We start from the raw sequence: 18,212 nt of genomic DNA, 5'->3' as shown, positions 1-18,212 counted from the left end.
GATTCCCCCTTACGTTATGCGGAACCTCCCATCTATTATACCCGAACATAGATGCACGGGTTGTCATAATAGACGTACGAGGGGCAGAAAAAGTTTCAAACTCACCCCACATTTTCTATATTATAAGCTCTGAGTTAATAAAAAGACTTATTCCCAGTGCGAAGTTTCTCAGGCAATTACCAAAAGATAGATCATTGAAAGAAAGGATGGACGTTGTTATGAAAATTGCACGCCAAATTGGACTTTATGTATTCGCTATCGCTCTGTTTTACGCAGGAATCACCCATTTCATGTATGACCACGGCTTTGCCCGAATGCTCCCTTCCTGGGTGCCGCTTAAATTAATCATTGTATATGTAACAGGGATTACAGAGTGGCTCCTTGCTCTTCTGCTTGTCTTCCCTCAAACACGGAGAGCGGCAGGATTTGCAACGGCTGCTTTTTTATTCATCGTCTGGCCGGCTAACTTCTATGCTGCCATTTATGGGATTCCTGCTCCATGGAGCGAAGAAACAAACCAAACGGCTTTATGGATCCGTCTTCTCTTTCAACCTTTGCTTATTTGGTGGGTGCTCGCCGTTTCCAAAGATTCGAAAGAAGTGTAACCATCTGATAAAATGGGGAAAGTGAAAGGACAAGGAGGTTGTATATGCGATTAAAAGGAAAGAAAATCATCCAACTGGTCAGTAAAGATTTTGAAGATCTTGAACTATGGTACCCGGTGCTTCGCCTCCAAGAGGAAGGAGCAACCGTCCACCTCGTCGGTGAAAAAGCAGGTGAAGAACACCCGGGTAAGTACGGGGTTCCGGCAACAGCGGATTATGCATTCGAGGACATTAATCCAGCCGACTATGACGGCATTCTCGTTCCAGGGGGATGGTCTCCAGATAAACTCCGCCGTTATGTTAAAGTCATTGAAATGGTTCAACACATGGACAATGAACGCAAACCAATCGGTCAAATCTGTCATGCAGGCTGGGTGCTTATATCTGCTAATATCCTAAATGGCAGAAAAGTGACAAGCACACCGGGAATTAAGGATGACATGATGAATGCCGGTGCAGAGTGGTTCGACGAAGCGGTCGTCCAGGACGAACATATTGTTTCTGCCCGTCGTCCGCCTGATCTGCCTCCATACGCCAAAGCGTTCGCAGACTTACTTGCTGATTAATCATAGACAAAAACCAGAGCTTTTTCAGCTCTGGTTTTTTTAGTCATCTCCCTTGATGGCTTGCTTAGCGAGCATCGATACAACCGCATCATCCATCGGTGGGTTATGCAATCCCGCACGTACATCACGGTAATATTTTTCAAAAGCATAGGTTTTAGATAAACCCCGGCCTCCAGCAATTCTCATCGCCAGGTCGACGACTTCATTAGCCGTGTTTGTCACCGCCAGCTTTACAGCAGCAAGTTCTGCTCCCATCTGATCACGTTGTTCCGGCTCTTCATCCCATTTTCTCGCAGCTGAATATAAGAAAGAATGGGCTTGCAGCAACTTCCACTCGATTTCCCCTATTTTATCCTGGATGTGAGCCACTTCAGAAATCGGCGTATCGAGACTATTTGGCTGAAATTCTTTGGCAAACGCAATCGCATCGTTTCGAGCGGCTACGGCAATTCCCAGATAACATGCGGGAATGTGCAGTAACCACCCTTTCGCCGATGGTTTGCCTCCACTTTTCAATTCAACAAGATCGGTTTCCTGAAGCTCGACATCCTCCATTACAAGATCATCACTCGCCGTCCCTCTCATTCCGAGGGTATCCCAGGTTTTATCAACAGATAACCCTGGCTGATGACGGTCAATTAAAAACCAGCCAACGGCATCCTTGTCTTCTACATAGGCAGATACAATGTAATAATCCAAATGCTCAGCCATGGAAGTGAACGATTTTCTTCCATTCAAAATGTACTGGTCTTCACGACGAACCGCTTTGGTTTCCGGGATGCCTCCCCGCGTCGGACTTCCGGTTGCCGGTTCTGTTGCCGCTCTGTTCACCACTTTTTGCTCGGAAACAACTTCCTTCACAAGACGATCGTACGACTCTTCGTCCCACAATTGTTCTTGAGACAGTTCCATCATAATTCCCATATGCCATCCGATCGACAAGGCGACGGCTCCATCACCTTCTGCTATTTTTTCCTGCATCAGAAGGAATTCATATAAAGATAACCCTTCTCCACCTTCAGACTTTGGTAAAGACATCGCTGGGTATTTCTCATCTTTGATGACTTTCAGCGTCTCATAGGAAAAAGATGCTTCACGATCCGTATATGAAATATGTTTGCGCGCTTCTGCTGCGATCCGATCCGCTATTACAAACAATTCCTGCTGTCGATCATTTCTTATCCAACGTTTCCATACACCTGCCAAACCTACCACTCCCGGTTCTATATTATAACTAAATCATACCTGACAACTCGGGATAAAGCCAATGCCACGCTTGTCTGATTCTCTCCCTTACAACATACCCTATGTACAAAAAATCATTCTGTATCAGCAGATGGCTCTTCTTATGTAAATGTTGTCCACTATCAACGATATATTAAAATTCCCACGACATTTCCCGGGAAATGTCGAAATAGGATTGTTTTTTATAGACAGGTACATGGAAACTAGAAAATAACCATTAGTAAAACAATCTGTTCATCATTCCTCTCTCCTGTTGAGGGAGTCACTTTTACGATTTTTTTAATCGATAAGTAAATGAATGCAAAACTAATAAGAAAAATAACCGAAAAAAACCATTCCATTGGAGTTCCTCCTTTCTTTCAATATCGTCTTGATAACATGACCATCGTTAGAAATACAATCACAATGTTTAACGCTAACAGGACACTAAGTAAATCAAGTGCGCTTAACGTGATCACTTGCAGAGCAAGCAAAAAGTGTAAGACAGCCATAACACCCATCATAACGAAGAAAGAATAGAATACAGCCTTATGCCTGATCCATTTCATGCGTTCATCCTTCTGTTTGAACTGAGGGTATAAGTAGCTCATACTGAAAGATAAAACCCCTAAAGAAACCATCGTCCAGATCATAGCCGGCCATTCGCCACCTATCGTACCTACGACAATCAAAAAACCTCCCATGAGTAAAAATAAAGCACCGATCACCTTAAATGCGCCAGGAGTATAATCCATCTTCATTCCCCCTCCTCTGTTTCATAAATAAATAAATCTTCAATCCGCACACCAAACACACGTGCTAATTCAAACGCAAGCGGCAGTGAAGGAGAATACCTGTCCTTCTCAATCGATATAATCGTCTGCCGAGATACCTGTAGCTTCTCGGCTAATTTGTCCTGTGATAACCTTTGCTTTTTTCTAAACTCTGTTATTCGGTTCTTCATATCACCCCTCCAATTAATTCCAGTTTATAGTAAAGCAACCTTTACGTAAAGGTTGCTTTACATTTGAATTTTTATTGTTTTATTCTCTACCCTCCGGGGAAATAAGGGGATATGAATAAAAGGAGGATCTCACATGGTCGGAATCGCTTCGGAAAACAGTGTACAATGTGACACCGAGTATTCGACGCTGAAAAAAGTCGTAGTCGCCAAACCTTCTTATATGAAAATTACGGATATCATCAATGAGACACAAAAACATTACCAAAACCAGAACATAAACGTCACAACAGCTCTTCAGCAACATAAGCATTTTGTGCAGGTTTTAGAAAACCATCAGGTTGAAGTCATACAGCTTCCAATTCAGCCGGATCTGCATGAACAGGTGTTTACAAGAGACATCGGTTTTACCATTCATCACCGACTGTTTATCAGCTCTATGAGTGAAAAGGTCAGGAAAGAAGAAACAGATGTGCTTCGCAACTGGGCGGGAGAAAATGACATCGAGGTAGAAGAGGGACTTCCTTCATCGATTGAAGGCGGTGATATTGTTGTAGACGGGTCCACCGTATGGGTAGGTGAAACAAAAAGGACATCTGCTAAAGCGATTCGTGAGCTCCAATTTCGTCTCCCTGACCTGCAGGTAATCCCTATCCCACTGAGAGGAGACATCCTTCATCTGGACTGCGTTTTCAACATCATGGATGAATCTACGGTTATCCTGTATCCCCCTGCCTTTACAAATAAAAGCTTGAAAGTCATCTCTGCAAGATACAACGTCATTGAAGTGACCGGGAGTGAACAATTCACCATGGGTCCGAACGTTCTTTCCATTGGAGATCGGAAAGTGATCAGTCTCCCTCAAAACGAACGCCTTAATACACAATTAAAGGAAAACGGGGTTGAGGTGATTCCTGTCGATCTTTCAGAAATCATTAAGTCCGGAGGTTCGTTCCGATGTTGCACCCTGCCTATAAAGCGTATATAAAAGCAGCCCGTTTCTTTTAGGACGGGCTGCTTTTTTATAAGACCTTAAGAATAGATCAGTAACTTCACTCCTGTGAGAAAAAGCGTTCTTACAAAGGAAGGATAAAGATCAATAAATACATAGTTGATAGAAGATATAAAAGTATAAACAGTTAAAAAAACCGTAAAATCCCACCTTTGATCAAATACGGGTCGACGAGTGAACCATACAGCTACCCCAATGGAAAGCGCAAAAATTGTATAAAACATAAATAATCGTCCAAGAAATTCTATGACTTTTAACGCCCTTTCTTTAGTCCCCCCACTTTAAAAGTACATAAGTGATAAAATAAGACACCACCTAAAGAAAGGAGGTGTCTACGAACTTCATTCTTCCATATCTCAACCTTACCTGTCATCTAAGGACAGGTCTGTTTTTTCGGTGTTTCCTTCTGGATGGAGCAGTTTCATACAACCGTTTGTCTTCCTCGGTCTCAGGTATAATCGGCGGGACGGGTGTCGGTTTCCCTTCGGCATCCACAGCAACCATCGTTAAAAATGATTCTGTGGTCATCACTTTTTGGCCTTGCAGTAAATCATCAGCAAAGACTTTCACATACACTTCCATGGATGTACGGCCCGTGCTCGTCACACAAGCTTCCAACGTCAATGCATCTCCTACTTTAGCAGAAGATAAAAAATCCACAGAGTCGATGGAAGCGGTGACAACCACACAGTTTGAATGCTTCATAGCGGTTAGAGCCGCAATTTCGTCAATGTATGAAAGGACTTTCCCTCCGAATATGGTGTCCAGATGATTTGTATCTGGTGGCAGCACTAGTCTTGTTTGAGTCATTTTAGAATAATGAGCGGGTATAGGTTCCATGAATAGGTTCCTCCTTTTTAAAATCGATCTCCCCGCTTAGGGAGAGAATACAAAGGCATACTTCCTTTTATTCATGGAACGGTAAAAAACTCTTGTTTCATCCAATACACGTAACATCCTCCTATCTCCCGTAGGAATTCATGTCCTTCCTCATGGCAGGTCTCCTGGCTCAGGTTCATCAGCACATAGCCCTTCCCATTTATAGAATAGTGGGTCATCTATGCACCTCCCCATTACAGTGGCGGGACCGCGCTGGCTTTTCACCAAACTTCCCTTTTCAGCTTCTATGACGAAGCCACCATAAGGCGATCAACTTTTCAATGGAAAAGAGAGACTCTCTTCCCATCCACTATCTCCTAAAACAACCACTCATGTCAACACGAACAAAACCATAGTTTTTTGATAATGTTTTTCCATATAAGGGGTTGATTACGAACAATAAACTGATATACTATCTATATCATTCGAATATTAGTTTTCATATAATCGCGGGGATATGGCCTGCAAGTTTCTACCGGTTTACCGTAAATGAACCGACTATGAAAAGCAGCACATGACACCGGGACTTTCCTGTCCACGGTTTCATTGTCTTTGTCTACGTCCAGCACGAAAAGACTTGCTTTCCATAGAGGAAACAAGCTTTTCGTGCTTTTTTGTTACATAAATACCTACTCAAGAAAGGTGTGCTGGATATGGATCAGTTGAAAAAGAAAATTTTAGAAGAGGGTAAAGTCCTATCTCCTTCGGTCATTAAAGTTGATGCTTTTTTGAATCATCAAATAGACCCTGTACTCATGAAAGAAATTGGAGAAGAGTTTGCGAGACGTTTCATAGATTTGGGGATTACCAAGGTGCTGACATTAGAATCCTCAGGTATCGCTCCCGCTCAAATGACAGCACTAAGCCTGGGTGTCCCCGCAATTTTTGCGAGGAAGAGAAAATCATTGACCATGAAAGATCACCTTTTCACATCAAAGGTACATTCATTTACGAAACAGGAAACGAATGAAATTTCCATATCGAAAGATTTTATGTCGAAGACCGATCGCGTCCTGATCCTCGATGATTTTCTCGCGAATGGGCAGGCTGCGAAAGGGCTGATTGACCTTGTAGAACAATCCGGAGCATCGATTGCCGGTGTAGCGATTGTGATAGAGAAAGGGTTTCAAGATGGGGGACGCCTCTTACGCCGCCAAGGAATAAAAGTAGAATCCCTGGCCACCCTTTCATCACTTGAAGACAATACGATCACGTTTGAATCAAAGGAGGTATCCTCATGAAAACAACGGCTTTAGCCATTCAGCATTTGCTGGCGATGTACGCCGGGGCAATCCTCGTTCCATTGATTGTCGGTGGAGCTCTTGGACTGAATTCTGAACAACTTACATACCTTGTCGCCATTGATATTCTAATGTGCGGGGTGGCGACCATTCTGCAGGTCGTCCGTAACCGTTATTTCGGAATCGGTCTACCTGTCGTCCTAGGATGTACGTTTACAGCCGTCGGTCCGATGATCGCCATCGGAGGTCAGTATGGGATCTCCGCTATTTACGGATCCATTCTCATTTCAGGATTATTCGTCATCCTGATCAGCCGCTTCTTCGGAAAACTTGTTCGATTCTTTCCACCTGTCGTTACAGGGACCGTAGTAACGATAATCGGAATTACATTAATTCCAGTTGCCATCAACAACATGGGCGGTGGCCAGGGGGCTGAAGATTTTGGGTCTCCTGGCAACCTTGCTCTTTCCTTTGGAACGCTTTTATTCATTATTCTTCTATATCGGTTCACAAAAGGATTCATGCGCTCAATCGCCATTCTATCCGGTATTATAGGGGGCACTCTTGTCGCTGCTTTCTTTGGGAGGGTCGATTTCTCAGCCGTCCAAGAATCTGGCTTTTTCCATATGGTCGAGCCATTCTACTTTGGCACACCGACTTTTCATTGGTCTGCCATCTTAACCATGATCTTAGTGGCTATGGTATCTCTTGTTGAATCGACTGGTGTTTACTTTGCATTAAGTGAAATGACAGAGAAGAAATTAAATGAACAAGATTTAGCCAGTGGTTATCGCGCCGAAGGAATAGCGATTTTATTCGGTGGCGTGTTCAATGCCTTTCCTTACACTGCTTTCTCTCAAAATGTCGGTCTCATGCATATGACAGGCGTGAAATCCCGACGCGTTATATTCATTATGGGTGGTATGTTAATTGTCCTGGGATTCATTCCGAAAATTGCTGCCTTTACGACCATCATCCCTACTGCTGTGTTAGGCGGTGCGATGATTGCGATGTTCGGAATGGTCATCTCGCAAGGCATTAAAATGCTCAGCCGTGTCATCTCCGAATCTCATGATAACTCCATGATTGTCGCTTGTTCAGTAGGCATGGGGTTAGGGGTCACTGTCGTTCCTGAATTGTTTGCTAAACTACCGGAAAGTGTACAAATCCTTACGAGTAACGGAATCGTTGCTGGCAGCTTGACGGCGATCGTGCTTAACATCGTCTTCCATATGCTCCCTACACGCAAGACCAAAGAAGTTCACCTATTACATGAAAAGAGTGCTTAGTCCCTGACCAGGTCATACATATATTGGATATTGGAAGTCCACTCCAGTCCTGAATCAATAAAAGCGCTGACCATATATGTTTGGTCAGCGCTTTTTTCTAAATTTGTTCTCTTAACACATTCAAAGCTTGTTTTACTGTGGCGTATGTCTGAAGCGATAACTCACTAAAATCTGCGTACGGGGCACTTTGAATAGCAAAGGATGGTTTAATACCTGTGATAACAAGTTTTGTTCCCATTAGATCAAGAAGCTGATTCATCTGATAGATGCCCATATGAACCCCTTCGTTATAAGAGTGAACAGCAGACATGTCCAGAATTAAGTAATCCTCTTTCGTTTCTTTCACATGGTGACTAACCGCTTCCAGCATCTGCTGAAGCCTGTCATCATCAATCGTACCAACAAGCGGGAGCACAGAGATGTTGTCCTCTACAGGAACTATCGGCGTCGATAATCTTTTCACCTCTGACAAGTAATGCGCAATCAATTCTTCCTGATCCCGACGCTTTGTCACATCTTTTTGAACGCCAACGAAATACACCTGATCCATTTGCTTGATGTATACCGGAAAAATATGTAATTCATTCCAGAACATCGTACCGTCCTTGCGATAGTTTCTTATTTCTACTTGCACCGGCGTTTGGTTAGAAAGTCCTTCACGAAGTCTCTCGACATGCTTCGGGTTTGTTTCATCCCCCTGCAGGAAACGACAATTTCGTCCTAAAATCTCCTCCCGATCATAACCAGTAAGCTCCAGGAATCCCTGATTGCAGTAAATCATCGGGTTATCCTCCTGCTCTGGATCCGTTATAACGACTCCAGCACCAACATGGTCGATCGCCGCTTTTATAAATTCATTTTGTTGAATCTCTTCTAATCTGGCAAACATGAGCTCTTCCGACACGGTAGAACATCCCCTTCAAGATTGGAATGAATTACTTTAATAATAAAATGAATTCGACCAATCGTGCAAGTGACATCCTCTTACCAAGATAGAACTGTAAGCTCAGGCCAGCGCTTTTTCCACTTCTCCGCCTTATTCCAATAAACTTCTTCTGGTATCAAATGTTTATTCGGACGAATGATTCCTTGGAACAAATCCTCTAAACCGAAAGGAGCATAAATTTCATATGCACCATTCCGCTTTCGCATAACCCCGACAGAGGAAGCGGTCGTAGGCCATGTATCAATGGCATGATGGACTGATGTGTATGGGGGGATCGGCTGATTGAACTTTTCCTCATACCATAGGTGAACAAGGGCTTCGTTCGTTACATCAATAGAAAAAGGCAGGCCCTTACAATCATCATTCCATTGTTTTTCGAAACTCTTTTCCTCTTCAAGCGTCCCGGAATCGTCAAAATAGACGAGATCTGCATCCCCGATACCATAATCGGCTGGATAACCGAATTGATAGTTCCATACGCTTTGAGTGATTACACCAGCACCGACCCAGCACTCGTGGGCAGACGACTGTGCAACATCGAAGAGTGGACGGACATAAGGAGTCCACTCTTCAATCACCGCGAGCAACTGTTTTTCTCTGCGATTCATTCCCTCACCTCGTTTTGAATGTGCTCTACAAATGCCTCAACCTGTGGCAAAGATCTGCCACCCGGCTTCACACATGCCCAGGTTTCACGGACGATCGCCTGGCCTTCCTTAACAAGAGGCAGACAACTGTATGCCTCCTTTTCTTCTTTAATAATGCTTTCAGGAAGGACCGTCATTCCCAGCCCTCGCTTCATCATTTGTTTGGCAGTTTCAAAATGGTCGACCTTGATTGAACGTTTGACCAAGATGCCGGGCCCCGTCACCATCCAAGCTTCCATAAGCTTTTGAAAACCCGGATCACTCTTGAATTCAATGAGGGGACGCTCTTCTTTTCCTATATCTACCGTATCTAAGAGAAAAAGAGGATCACTCAATAGATGGATGGATTCATAGTCTGCGATTGGATCCCCCCTTACAATGGCAATATGAAAAGAAGTGGAGGCCTGTCGTATTTCCTCACTTACACCTGTGACAAGATCAATGGTTACCTCCGGAAATGCTGTGGTGAACGATTGCAGAATATTAGGTAGAAAATGCTGGCTGTATAAGGAAGAAGCACCGATCGAGAGCGTACCCGCTACTTTCCCTTCCACTTGTGCCAGTTTCTCTTTCAATACAGTTTCCTGCTCCAGCATATGCTCTGCATGAGTCAGGACAACTTCTCCAAAAGGCGTTGGAAGCAAGCCTTTCGATGTACGGAGAAAAATCTGCCCTCCCAGGTGTTCTTCTATGTATTTTAAACGCTGTGTGATCGCTGGTTGGGAGATTAAAATAGATTTGGCCGTCTTTCGAATCGTTCTATATTGATTCAAATCAATCAGAAGCTGGTAATCATCAATTTTCACTGACATCCCCCCATAAAGAATCCTTATCACCTTTTATTATAATGTAATATTATCCAAATCACTAAAAAAAGAGTACGATTAAGTTGAATGGAGGGTGGATGAACATGAACAAAGCGAATACAAGTAGACTGATGAGTGGATATTTCTTATAAGAGAGTGGTCGTGCGATGTACTTCGTCCTCATGACATGGTTTTTATATCAATGGACGGAAGATGCTTTATACACAGGATTGTTCGTAAGCTTCGGATTCCTTCCAGGGCTGTTTTCAAACATCATTTTTGGAGTTCTGGTCGACCGCGGCAACCGAAAAAAACTTGCGGTTCTGGCGGGGATCATCAGCATCATCTGTTTGGTTTTATTAACGGGTGCATTTTGGGGAGGGATTGAACATCCATGGCTGATGATTTCCGCCCATATGATCATGCAAACGGCTGGATCATTGTTCCGCCCGTCCTTACAAGCTCTAGTGGCTGAAGTATTTGCGAGAGACGCCCTCCCTAAGATCTTCTCCTGGTCCGGGTCAGCTACGGTTTCTGGAAGTTTAGCGGGGGCGGCGGCTGGCGGGTTATTAGCAGGCATCGTTTCCGTTGAAATGGGGTTGTTTTTCGTCGTCCTCTTATATATAGGAGCTACAGCCACTATACAAATGATTCGTTACGTACCAATCGAAGAAAGAAGTCACCGTAACTCTTCTTCCTTTTGGATGGAGATAAAAGAAGGATTCATTTATGTACATCAAAACCGGATGCTTTATGGTTTGTTCGTCATGCTTATGCTCGGACAGCTCACCTTCCATACGACTCTTGGATTTTTGAGCGTCTATACGAGTGCACATTTAAATCAGTCGGCGCTCGTATATGGAATGCTCGACAGCACGTTCTCCATCGGCGGTATTTTTGCTGGACTTATCGGAACATGGTGGTGGGCAAAATGTCAGAACCGCATCGGCGTCTGGTCACTCCTGCTGACTGCTTCAGGTCTTGCAATCGTCAGTTTTACCACCCTTGCTCCTGTGGCTTTTCTCGGCTTTCTATTCATTGGGATAGGTACATCGTTTGTGCGTGCTCTTTTGCAGTCTGTGCAACAAATGGCCACGGATTCCCGTTTCCATGGCCGCATGTCCAGCCTGCGAATGCTCTGCAATCAAACATCAGTTGTCGTGACCGGGCCTGTCTTCGGTGTCCTTGCCTCTTCCCATGGAGCATCTGCCGTTTTTCTTTGCCTGCTCATTCCAGTAACAGGCGGGGTCATCTGGGCACATTTCCAATCCCAACAGCCGGGATTCAAACAGATCACAAAGTCGGCTTAAAAACGCCCAGCAAAAAGGTATGCTTCACTATGTAGGAGCATACCTCGAGTGGTGTTATTCAGCTCTGCTTATCTCGTCTCTTCCTTCGGTGCGCGGTATACCTTCTCGACCTCTACTCCCAGCGTCTTCAAATAGTCGACAATCTGGTCTAGTCTCTTCATTTTTTCACCTCAGTATTTGAAATAAGATTTGGCACAGAATCACATCCATCTTCCTTACGAACGGGACTGTACAAACGTTTCAATTTTTCTATAAAAGACGATACCCGTAGTTCCTACTACTTATGCATCTTTTTAAACATTTGCACATTTTTTATCGATATTCCTCGAATCCATTTCACCTGTTCCTTCTTGATCACATACCCCTGCTTCTGAAAGAAAGGTCTCGCAACGGCACTCGCTTCGGTCGTGAGCACCTCCACACCTTCTCGCGCCGCCTGCTCCTCTAAAAGGGAGAGCATTTGAGCAGCCATCCCCTTCCCCTGCCACTCAGAGGATACGTATAAAAAATCAATGTGAGACCCTACAAGGCTTCCGAAGCCTATGACGTTCCCGTAATCGTCCTTTGCAGCGAGTGAGTACGCATCAAGAAAGCGTTGATGAAGACGAGGGTGATCCTTCATCCCTTCCGCCCAGGCTGTTAATTGCTCATGGTTGTAATACCTGGGAGGTATGTTCAAGATTGATGTTCTGACCATCCTAACCACATGGCAAAGATCTTCCTTCTGCAGTCGTTCGATGAACCAAACCAAACTTCCCTCTCCCTTCCATCATAACAAAGTCTTCTCCTCATGGATGTAATGGTTTTATGACAATTCATACAATTTCATGACGTGCTGAATGAAGACTTGGGCATCTTCCGTAATTTCCTCCTCATTAGAGGGGGTGACAATGGAAAAGGACCGGGTGGTCGAATGGATATAAGGAAGGTCTATGATCAATTCCGCCGCGTCCGTATGTTCCACCACCGTTTTTGAAATAAAAGAAAGCCCCAGACCTTCCTTCACTCCTTGGACGACCCCATGATTGCTTCCGATTGTAATCGTCTTCTTCGGGCGGATGTTTGATGATTCCAACATATAATCAAGCATAGCCCTTGTTCCCGAGCCTCCTTCACGGGTAATCCACGTATGATCCTGCAAGTCTTGAAAAGAGACCTCTTTACACTTTCTCAAAGGATGGGTTTCAGGAACAATTACGACCATTTCATCTTCCATGAATGGAATGGAACTTAACCCCTGCTCAGTCACTTTCCCTTCCACAAGGCCTAAATCAAGTTCATGCTGCTGCACTTCGCGGTTGATTCGTTTAGAGTTAGCAATTCGCACCTGTATTTCGACTGCTGGATACCTGTCATCAAAAGCTTTTATTATCGAAGGAATAATATATTCTCCCACCGTGTAACTGGCACCAATATGGATATGCCCTCCTACCTGCTCATGGAATTGTTGGACCTCATTCTTTGCTTTGTCCAGCAACCCAAGCACCTGCCTCGCTCTTCGGTAAACCATTTCCCCTGTAGGCGTCACTTCAAAATGTTTCGGTGAACGATCGATCAGAGAGGTTTGAAAGAAACGTTCCAGATTTTTAATATGTGCACTAACCGTTGGCTGCGACAAATTCAAAAGAGCAGATGCTTTCGTAAAGCTCTTTTCGTCGATGGCTGTAATGTATGTCTTCAATGCTTCTATATCCAACAGAACCGCTCCAATCATCAGTTTTTTCTATAATTAACATTATAAAGTTTTATTTTACGAATAACTAGTCGGGGCGTATGATAAATGGAGGAAACAAAGGAGGTGCATCGATGAACCACACTACTTACCAACCTCTTCTAAAAGGAATCGGGTTTACAGCCATCGTTGCCGCTGTAGGATTTCTACTCGCCATGCTTCCCCTATTGAACCAGGTCGGTCCTCTTGCGACAGCCATTCTCCTTGCCGTTATGTACCGTCACTTTTTCGGGTATCCAGAAAGCATGCGCACAGGAATCCATTTTTCAGCTAAAAAATTATTGCGACTTGCGATTATTTTGTTCGGATTAAAATTAAATATCAATGTCATTCTTCAAGAGGGATTTCCTCTTTTATTGAAGGGAACGCTTGTCATCGTTTTTGCGATCGGCCTCATGCTCTTTTTAGCCAAATTATTTGATGCTGACCGATCGATGATGGCTCTCCTCGGAATCGGTACTGGCATATGCGGAGCATCAGCCATTGCCGCCGTCACCCCCATTTTAAAAGCAAAAGAAGAAGACACGGCTATCAGTGCAGGTGTGATATCGGTAGTGGGGACGTTGTTCGCCATCGGTTACACACTCATCCGCCCGCTTCTACCGGTGGATGCAGAAGCTTATGGCATGTGGGCAGGCATCAGTCTCCACGAAGTAGCGAACGTAGCGCTTGCCGGAGAACCTGCTGGAGATGAAGGCCTCGGAATGGCGCTTGTCGCCAAGCTCAGTCGTGTCTTTCTTCTTGTCCCGTTCAGTCTGCTGTTGATCTGGTTTATGAAAAAGAAAGGAACAGAAGAAAACCGTTCATCCATTACTTTTCCATGGTTCCTTGTTGGTTTCATCCTCATGAGCCTGTTCGGAAGCTTTGTGAATGGAACGATTTTTACAATTCCGGCAGCAGCCATGAATGCCGTCTCGACCCTGACTTCTTTCATTTTAACGATGGCCATGGTTGGCCTCGGTCTCAGCGTAAGTTTACATGATGTCAGACATCGCGCATTAAAGCCGATGCTCTTATTGATTTTGACATCCATTTTGCTCTCACTTCTCACATACTGGATCGTTTGAAAAGCCTAAGATCTCCTTAGGCTTTTTTTATTGCTCCGACACTCCCTGTCTAATGATTAGAATATTCGTCGAAAAAGTTCTCCTTCACAGTCGTTCTGTTACGATAGAATAGAAGCTCGAAAGCTCATGCTTGTCCTTTTCCCGCATATAGTGAAGGGAGACTAGATGAGGAAAGGACAAGGTCTATGGGTTCTCCATCACGATTCGGTGCTTCGCTCTATGCGTTCCTCTCCATTACCTTCTGGGGTGTGTCTTTCGTTTCAACTAAAGCCGTTTTAGGTAGTTTGGATCCCTTTTCCCTGCTTGTCATCCGGTTTGGAATCGGGGCAATCTTTTTATTATTGATGGTACTTCTATTCCAATACCCATTGAAGATACATATCAAGTACCTGCCACATGTACTCATCCTGGGGGTCCTTGGAGTATTTGTTCATCAAGTGATCCAAGCCACGGCCCTGCTGACTATCCACGCATCGGATGCCGGGTGGCTGATTTCGTTTTCGCCGGTGTTTACTGTCTTTCTGTCCTTTATATTCTTGCAGGAGAAGCTTACGCTTAAGAAAGTTTCTGGAATTACGATTGCCGTCGCAGGTGTTCTTATCATTACAACCATCGGGAGCGGTCAGAGCTTTAGCTTCTCCCTGAGCCTTGGATATTTACTCATGATCGTGAGCACATTGAACTGGGCCGTGTATTCTGTTCTATTAAAGAAATTATCTGTCCCTGTACCTTCTCTTGTCCTGACTTTTTATATGAGCACCACAGGTTTCTTTTTGACGCTGCCCTTCTTCATCAGGAACCATGGAATGGAGCAGTTACTTTCCCTTTCACCCGAACACTGGGCCCACCTGCTTTTTCTAGGCATTTTCGTTTCAGCCATCGCTTATTGGTATTGGGCGAAAGCACTGGAGGTTATGCAAGCAACCCAGGTCTCTGTCTTTCTTTATTTCGAACCTCTGGCTACACTAATCGCTGCCATCATCCTGCTGAATGAAAAGTTCATAGCCTCTTCCCTTTTTGGCGGCCTCTTGATCATTGCAGGTGTGATGCTTGTCCAAGGAAGATTTCCGTTTAGGAAACATGTTTAATAAGGAGGATTTCATTTCTATGGCGTTGAGAACCCGTGTCGAAGAAGCGTTCAGCAATCTTGATGAACACTCACCCGAAACACTGAAAAAAACATTGATCGAGCTTGGAGTCTCTTTAGATGAGTTAGCCCCTTATTTGCAGGACCCTGATGGCAAACCCTATTACCGGCAAATGGTATACGAAGACGATTGTGTAGAGATGATCGTCATGAATTGGGCGGATATCGAGTGTGCGCCTCACGATCACGGCCAGTCTACAGGTTGGATTCAAGTCATGAATGGGACGACAAAGCAAACGGTCTATCAGGCCCATGGCGAAGCATTACCTTTACCCCTCTTCACAGAATTCAAAGAGAATGGAAGCCTCTTTTTCGCTCCTGAAAAAGGAATTCACAAAATGGGCAGAGAAGGTACAGCACCACTGGTGACCCTACACGTTTATTCTCCACCCATCCGTGGCATGCGGGTCTATGATCTCGAAACCTGCGCTGCCTGTGTCGTATCCAGTGACTGCGGGGCATGGTGGCCGGAAGAACAACGGCAGCGTTTGAAAGAAATCAAATTACAAAAATAAAGAAGGAAGTGGCGGAGGCCACTTCCTTCTTTATTGGATTTTATATTGATCCTCTTCCTCCACAAACCGGTTGTACCGCTTTTGAAACCAATAATAGAGATGTGATACGACCACCTTCAAAATCGCATAGCCGGGGATAGCTAAAATGATGCCGACGATCCCGAATAAATGACCGGCTGTCAACAATACAAAAATGATGGTGACAGGATGAATATGCAGACTTTTACCCATGATTTGCGGAGATATAAACTTCCCTTCCAACAGCTGTACAATCGTCCAAACGACGACGAGTTTCACAACCATAAACGGAGAAGTCACAATCGATATAATCAATGCAGGTGTAATCGCTATGACAGGCCCCAAGTATGGCACCACACTTGTCACACTTGCAATCGCAGCGAGCAACAAAGCATAATCCAATCCGATAATTAAAAAACCGATATACATCATGAGGCCGATACAAAAGCTGACGATGATCTGGCCTTGAATGTATGCCGAAAGTTGATGATCAATGCCTCTGAATACACTAGATACTTCCGGCCGGACCTTTGGCGGAAACATACGAATGATAAATGAGGGAAGACGATGACCATCTTTCAACAGATAAAAGAGAATGAACGGTAAAGTCACAAGCGCTACAACTACGTTCGTCACGGTTGAAATAATATTCGTAATCCCTTCTACAGTCTCAGAGGCATAAGAAGAAATATAATCAGGAATCTGATTCAACATTCCATCTACATCTTCAAATAGATTCGTATAGTAAGCGGAAAAAATTGAATTCCTTAACCACTCATCAATGGTATTAATTAAATCTTGTATATAACGGGGTAATTCTTCAGCCAGACTGATCAACTGCTTCTCAAGGAATGGAATGATAAGAACCACAAGCATGGTGATGATTCCAACCAGAGCGAGAAGGGTGATTAAAATCCCCCAGATTCTTTTAATTCTCCATGATTCAAGCAAGTTGATGATTGGCCGCAGTAAATAATAGACGACAATAGAAAGAATTAACGGCAAAGCTACTGTTTTAACAAAAACTAAGAAAGGATCGAAAATAAATCCTACACTCGAAAAAACGAGAATATTCAACCCAATCAGCAGAAGTACTCCCAAAATGAATAAAAGTTTCCGACCTCCGAAAAAGCGGATGACCGGTGTGGAATCCCAGCGGTTCATAAGCATTTCCCCTCAACTGCATCGTTAGTCACATTCTATCATACTCACAAAAATACCAACCTTAACTTGCTTTCTTCCCTACAAATGAACGACTGACACGTTTTTTTCTCGTGGACAGATATACGCCTGCAAAAATCACTACAAGTCCGGTAATTAGTTGACTTGTGACCGGTTCACCAAGAAGGAGATGACCCCAGAAAAGAGCGGTAACCGGGACAAGATAAGTCACCATACTTGCAAATTCGGCACTCCCTTGATCGATCATATAATAGAAAAGTAGATGAGCGATTCCGGAACCGACGCAGCCTAAACCAATCACACTGATCATAAAGGAAACATCCATATCCGGCCCTATTGAGGCAAACAGGTTAGGTTGTGTCAGTAGAATACCCGTAAGGCCGACTATTGCACCTACAAGGAGGGCCATGCTGGTCAGAAAAATCACATCAAATCCACGTAAGTACCTTCTTGTGAAATGAGAAACAAACCCATAGCATGAGGTTGCTAGGAGCATTGTCCCAATTCCGATGAAGTGATCGGGTTGTAGGATATTTGCAAACTCAAAACCGGTCAATATCAGAATACCGATAAAACCGATAACTATCCCACTCCACTGCCATTTATTTAAAATAACCGAAAAAATAAGAAAACCGATCAGACCGGTCATAATCGGGGTGGTCGCATTGAGCACAGCTGCGGTATTACTGGTCAACACGGTCTGGCTTAAGGCAATCAGCCCCCAGGGAAGGCCCGCATTGAATACACCAACGATAATCAGGATTCCCCACGGGATCGAGCGTGGAAGCTGATGTTTCCTCCACTTATTAAAAACCAACGGAAGAAGAATCACAACTCCAGCAATACACCTAAAAAAGACAGTGCCCCACACTCCGGCTGTATCGATCAATGTTTCTATAAAAACAAAAGACAACCCCCATATCAAACTTAAGGAGATCAATGCCCCGTAAAGTTTCATCGTATTCGTCTCCTTCTACTCATGTCAATATTTCTATACTTTACCAAATACAAAGGAAACGCACAATACAAAAATAACCCTTCAGGAATAAGTCCTGAAGGGTTATG

21 protein-coding genes and 2 riboswitches are annotated in these 18,212 nt (G+C 44.1%); of the genes, 9 read left to right on the top strand and 12 right to left on the bottom strand.

Annotated features, from left to right (window positions below):
- The first annotated feature begins 218 nt into the window (after positions 1 to 218).
- Together J0K78_RS18790 and J0K78_RS18785 are read left to right on the top strand one after the other, a co-directional pair.
- A complete protein-coding gene (locus J0K78_RS18790; protein ID WP_206948443.1) occupies positions 219 to 605 on the top strand; it encodes a DoxX family protein in 387 nt (128 codons plus the stop codon).
- A 44-nt stretch (positions 606 to 649) separates the two neighbouring features.
- Complete coding sequence (locus tag J0K78_RS18785) at positions 650 to 1,171, top strand: type 1 glutamine amidotransferase domain-containing protein (RefSeq protein ID WP_206948442.1); 522 nt, start codon at positions 650 to 652, stop codon at positions 1,169 to 1,171.
- 39 nt (positions 1,172 to 1,210) lie between these two features.
- Here J0K78_RS18785 and J0K78_RS18780 read toward each other — a convergent pair whose 3' ends face one another.
- The 4 genes from J0K78_RS18780 to J0K78_RS18765 all read right to left on the bottom strand — a co-directional run bounded on the left by J0K78_RS18780 (position 1,211) and on the right by J0K78_RS18765 (position 3,359).
- The gene (locus J0K78_RS18780) at positions 1,211 to 2,377 is read right to left on the bottom strand and encodes an acyl-CoA dehydrogenase family protein (protein ID WP_206948441.1); all 1,167 of its coding nucleotides are present in this window, start codon (positions 2,375 to 2,377) and stop codon (positions 1,211 to 1,213) included.
- 242 nt (positions 2,378 to 2,619) lie between these two features.
- Positions 2,620 to 2,757, bottom strand: a complete 138-nt coding sequence (locus J0K78_RS18775) for a hypothetical protein (protein WP_206948440.1) — start codon at positions 2,755 to 2,757, stop codon at positions 2,620 to 2,622.
- An 18-nt stretch (positions 2,758 to 2,775) separates the two neighbouring features.
- On the bottom strand, positions 2,776 to 3,150 hold the full coding sequence (locus J0K78_RS18770) for a permease (protein WP_206948439.1): 375 nt from the start codon (positions 3,148 to 3,150) through the stop codon (positions 2,776 to 2,778).
- Positions 3,151 to 3,152: 2 nt separating this feature from the next.
- The gene (locus J0K78_RS18765; protein WP_206948438.1) at positions 3,153 to 3,359 is read right to left on the bottom strand and encodes a helix-turn-helix transcriptional regulator; all 207 of its coding nucleotides are present in this window, start codon (positions 3,357 to 3,359) and stop codon (positions 3,153 to 3,155) included.
- Positions 3,360 to 3,492: 133 nt separating this feature from the next.
- Between J0K78_RS18765 and J0K78_RS18760 the strand changes: the two genes are divergently transcribed.
- On the top strand, positions 3,493 to 4,344 hold the full coding sequence (locus J0K78_RS18760; RefSeq protein ID WP_206948437.1) for a dimethylarginine dimethylaminohydrolase family protein: 852 nt from the start codon (positions 3,493 to 3,495) through the stop codon (positions 4,342 to 4,344).
- Between the two features lie 393 nt (positions 4,345 to 4,737).
- Here J0K78_RS18760 and J0K78_RS18755 read toward each other — a convergent pair whose 3' ends face one another.
- Positions 4,738 to 5,208 carry an acyl-CoA thioesterase gene (locus tag J0K78_RS18755; protein ID WP_206948436.1) on the bottom strand — a complete coding sequence of 157 codons (471 nt, stop codon included), beginning with the start codon at positions 5,206 to 5,208 and terminating at the stop codon, positions 4,738 to 4,740.
- Between the two features lie 137 nt (positions 5,209 to 5,345).
- Positions 5,346 to 5,526, bottom strand: a riboswitch (cobalamin riboswitch).
- Positions 5,527 to 5,666: 140 nt separating this feature from the next.
- Positions 5,667 to 5,768: riboswitch (purine riboswitch) on the top strand.
- A 132-nt stretch (positions 5,769 to 5,900) separates the two neighbouring features.
- Here J0K78_RS18755 and J0K78_RS18750 point away from each other — a divergent pair.
- A complete protein-coding gene (locus tag J0K78_RS18750; RefSeq protein WP_206948435.1) occupies positions 5,901 to 6,488 on the top strand; it encodes a xanthine phosphoribosyltransferase in 588 nt (195 codons plus the stop codon).
- Entirely contained in the window at positions 6,485 to 7,777 is a 1,293-nt protein-coding gene (locus tag J0K78_RS18745; RefSeq protein WP_206948434.1) for a nucleobase:cation symporter-2 family protein, read from the top strand. Before J0K78_RS18750 ends, J0K78_RS18745 begins: the two co-directional genes overlap by 4 nt.
- Positions 7,778 to 7,874: 97 nt before the next feature.
- Here J0K78_RS18745 and ytvA read toward each other — a convergent pair whose 3' ends face one another.
- The 3 genes from ytvA to J0K78_RS18730 form a co-directional block, all read right to left on the bottom strand.
- On the bottom strand, positions 7,875 to 8,681 hold the full coding sequence (ytvA, locus tag J0K78_RS18740) for a YtvA family blue-light photoreceptor (RefSeq protein ID WP_370551184.1): 807 nt from the start codon (positions 8,679 to 8,681) through the stop codon (positions 7,875 to 7,877).
- Positions 8,682 to 8,761: 80 nt separating this feature from the next.
- Positions 8,762 to 9,331 (bottom strand): nucleotidyltransferase family protein, encoded by a 570-nt coding sequence (locus J0K78_RS18735; RefSeq protein WP_206948433.1) that lies wholly within the window; start codon positions 9,329 to 9,331, stop codon positions 8,762 to 8,764.
- On the bottom strand, positions 9,328 to 10,176 hold the full coding sequence (locus J0K78_RS18730) for a LysR family transcriptional regulator (protein ID WP_206948432.1): 849 nt from the start codon (positions 10,174 to 10,176) through the stop codon (positions 9,328 to 9,330). The genes J0K78_RS18735 and J0K78_RS18730 overlap by 4 nt, the downstream gene beginning before the upstream one ends.
- 167 nt (positions 10,177 to 10,343) lie before the next feature.
- Here J0K78_RS18730 and J0K78_RS18725 point away from each other — a divergent pair, with 167 nt between their 5' ends.
- On the top strand, positions 10,344 to 11,486 hold the full coding sequence (locus J0K78_RS18725; protein ID WP_242517959.1) for an MFS transporter: 1,143 nt from the start codon (positions 10,344 to 10,346) through the stop codon (positions 11,484 to 11,486).
- A gap of 277 nt (positions 11,487 to 11,763) precedes the next feature.
- Here J0K78_RS18725 and J0K78_RS18720 read toward each other — a convergent pair whose 3' ends face one another.
- Both J0K78_RS18720 and J0K78_RS18715 read right to left on the bottom strand, forming a co-directional pair.
- The gene (locus J0K78_RS18720; RefSeq protein WP_206948431.1) at positions 11,764 to 12,237 is read right to left on the bottom strand and encodes a GNAT family N-acetyltransferase; all 474 of its coding nucleotides are present in this window, start codon (positions 12,235 to 12,237) and stop codon (positions 11,764 to 11,766) included.
- A gap of 54 nt (positions 12,238 to 12,291) precedes the next feature.
- Positions 12,292 to 13,182 (bottom strand): LysR family transcriptional regulator, encoded by an 891-nt coding sequence (locus J0K78_RS18715; RefSeq protein WP_206948430.1) that lies wholly within the window; start codon positions 13,180 to 13,182, stop codon positions 12,292 to 12,294.
- A gap of 110 nt (positions 13,183 to 13,292) precedes the next feature.
- On the opposite strand from J0K78_RS18715, the gene J0K78_RS18710 reads away from it, so the two are divergent.
- The 3 genes from J0K78_RS18710 to J0K78_RS18700 all read left to right on the top strand — a co-directional run bounded on the left by J0K78_RS18710 (position 13,293) and on the right by J0K78_RS18700 (position 15,947).
- Positions 13,293 to 14,285, top strand: a complete 993-nt coding sequence (locus J0K78_RS18710) for a YeiH family protein (protein WP_206948429.1) — start codon at positions 13,293 to 13,295, stop codon at positions 14,283 to 14,285.
- 185 nt (positions 14,286 to 14,470) lie between these two features.
- Positions 14,471 to 15,373 (top strand): DMT family transporter, encoded by a 903-nt coding sequence (locus J0K78_RS18705; protein ID WP_206948428.1) that lies wholly within the window; start codon positions 14,471 to 14,473, stop codon positions 15,371 to 15,373.
- Between the two features lie 19 nt (positions 15,374 to 15,392).
- A complete protein-coding gene (locus J0K78_RS18700) occupies positions 15,393 to 15,947 on the top strand; it encodes a cysteine dioxygenase (RefSeq protein ID WP_206948427.1) in 555 nt (184 codons plus the stop codon).
- A 30-nt stretch (positions 15,948 to 15,977) separates the two neighbouring features.
- Here the strand turns inward: J0K78_RS18700 and J0K78_RS18695 are convergent, their stop codons facing one another.
- Positions 15,978 to 17,129 carry an AI-2E family transporter gene (locus J0K78_RS18695; RefSeq protein ID WP_206948426.1) on the bottom strand — a complete coding sequence of 384 codons (1,152 nt, stop codon included), beginning with the start codon at positions 17,127 to 17,129 and terminating at the stop codon, positions 15,978 to 15,980.
- Between the two features lie 61 nt (positions 17,130 to 17,190).
- On the bottom strand, positions 17,191 to 18,105 hold the full coding sequence (locus J0K78_RS18690; RefSeq protein ID WP_206948425.1) for a DMT family transporter: 915 nt from the start codon (positions 18,103 to 18,105) through the stop codon (positions 17,191 to 17,193).
- Positions 18,106 to 18,212: the final 107 nt, after the last annotated feature.

The sequence above is a fragment of the Halobacillus sp. GSS1 genome (genome assembly GCF_017307035.1).
Classification (GTDB): domain Bacteria; phylum Bacillota; class Bacilli; order Bacillales; family Halobacillaceae; genus Halobacillus; species Halobacillus litoralis.
Note: the sequence above shows the minus strand (reverse complement) of the source record. Positions and strands in the feature narration are given on the sequence as shown.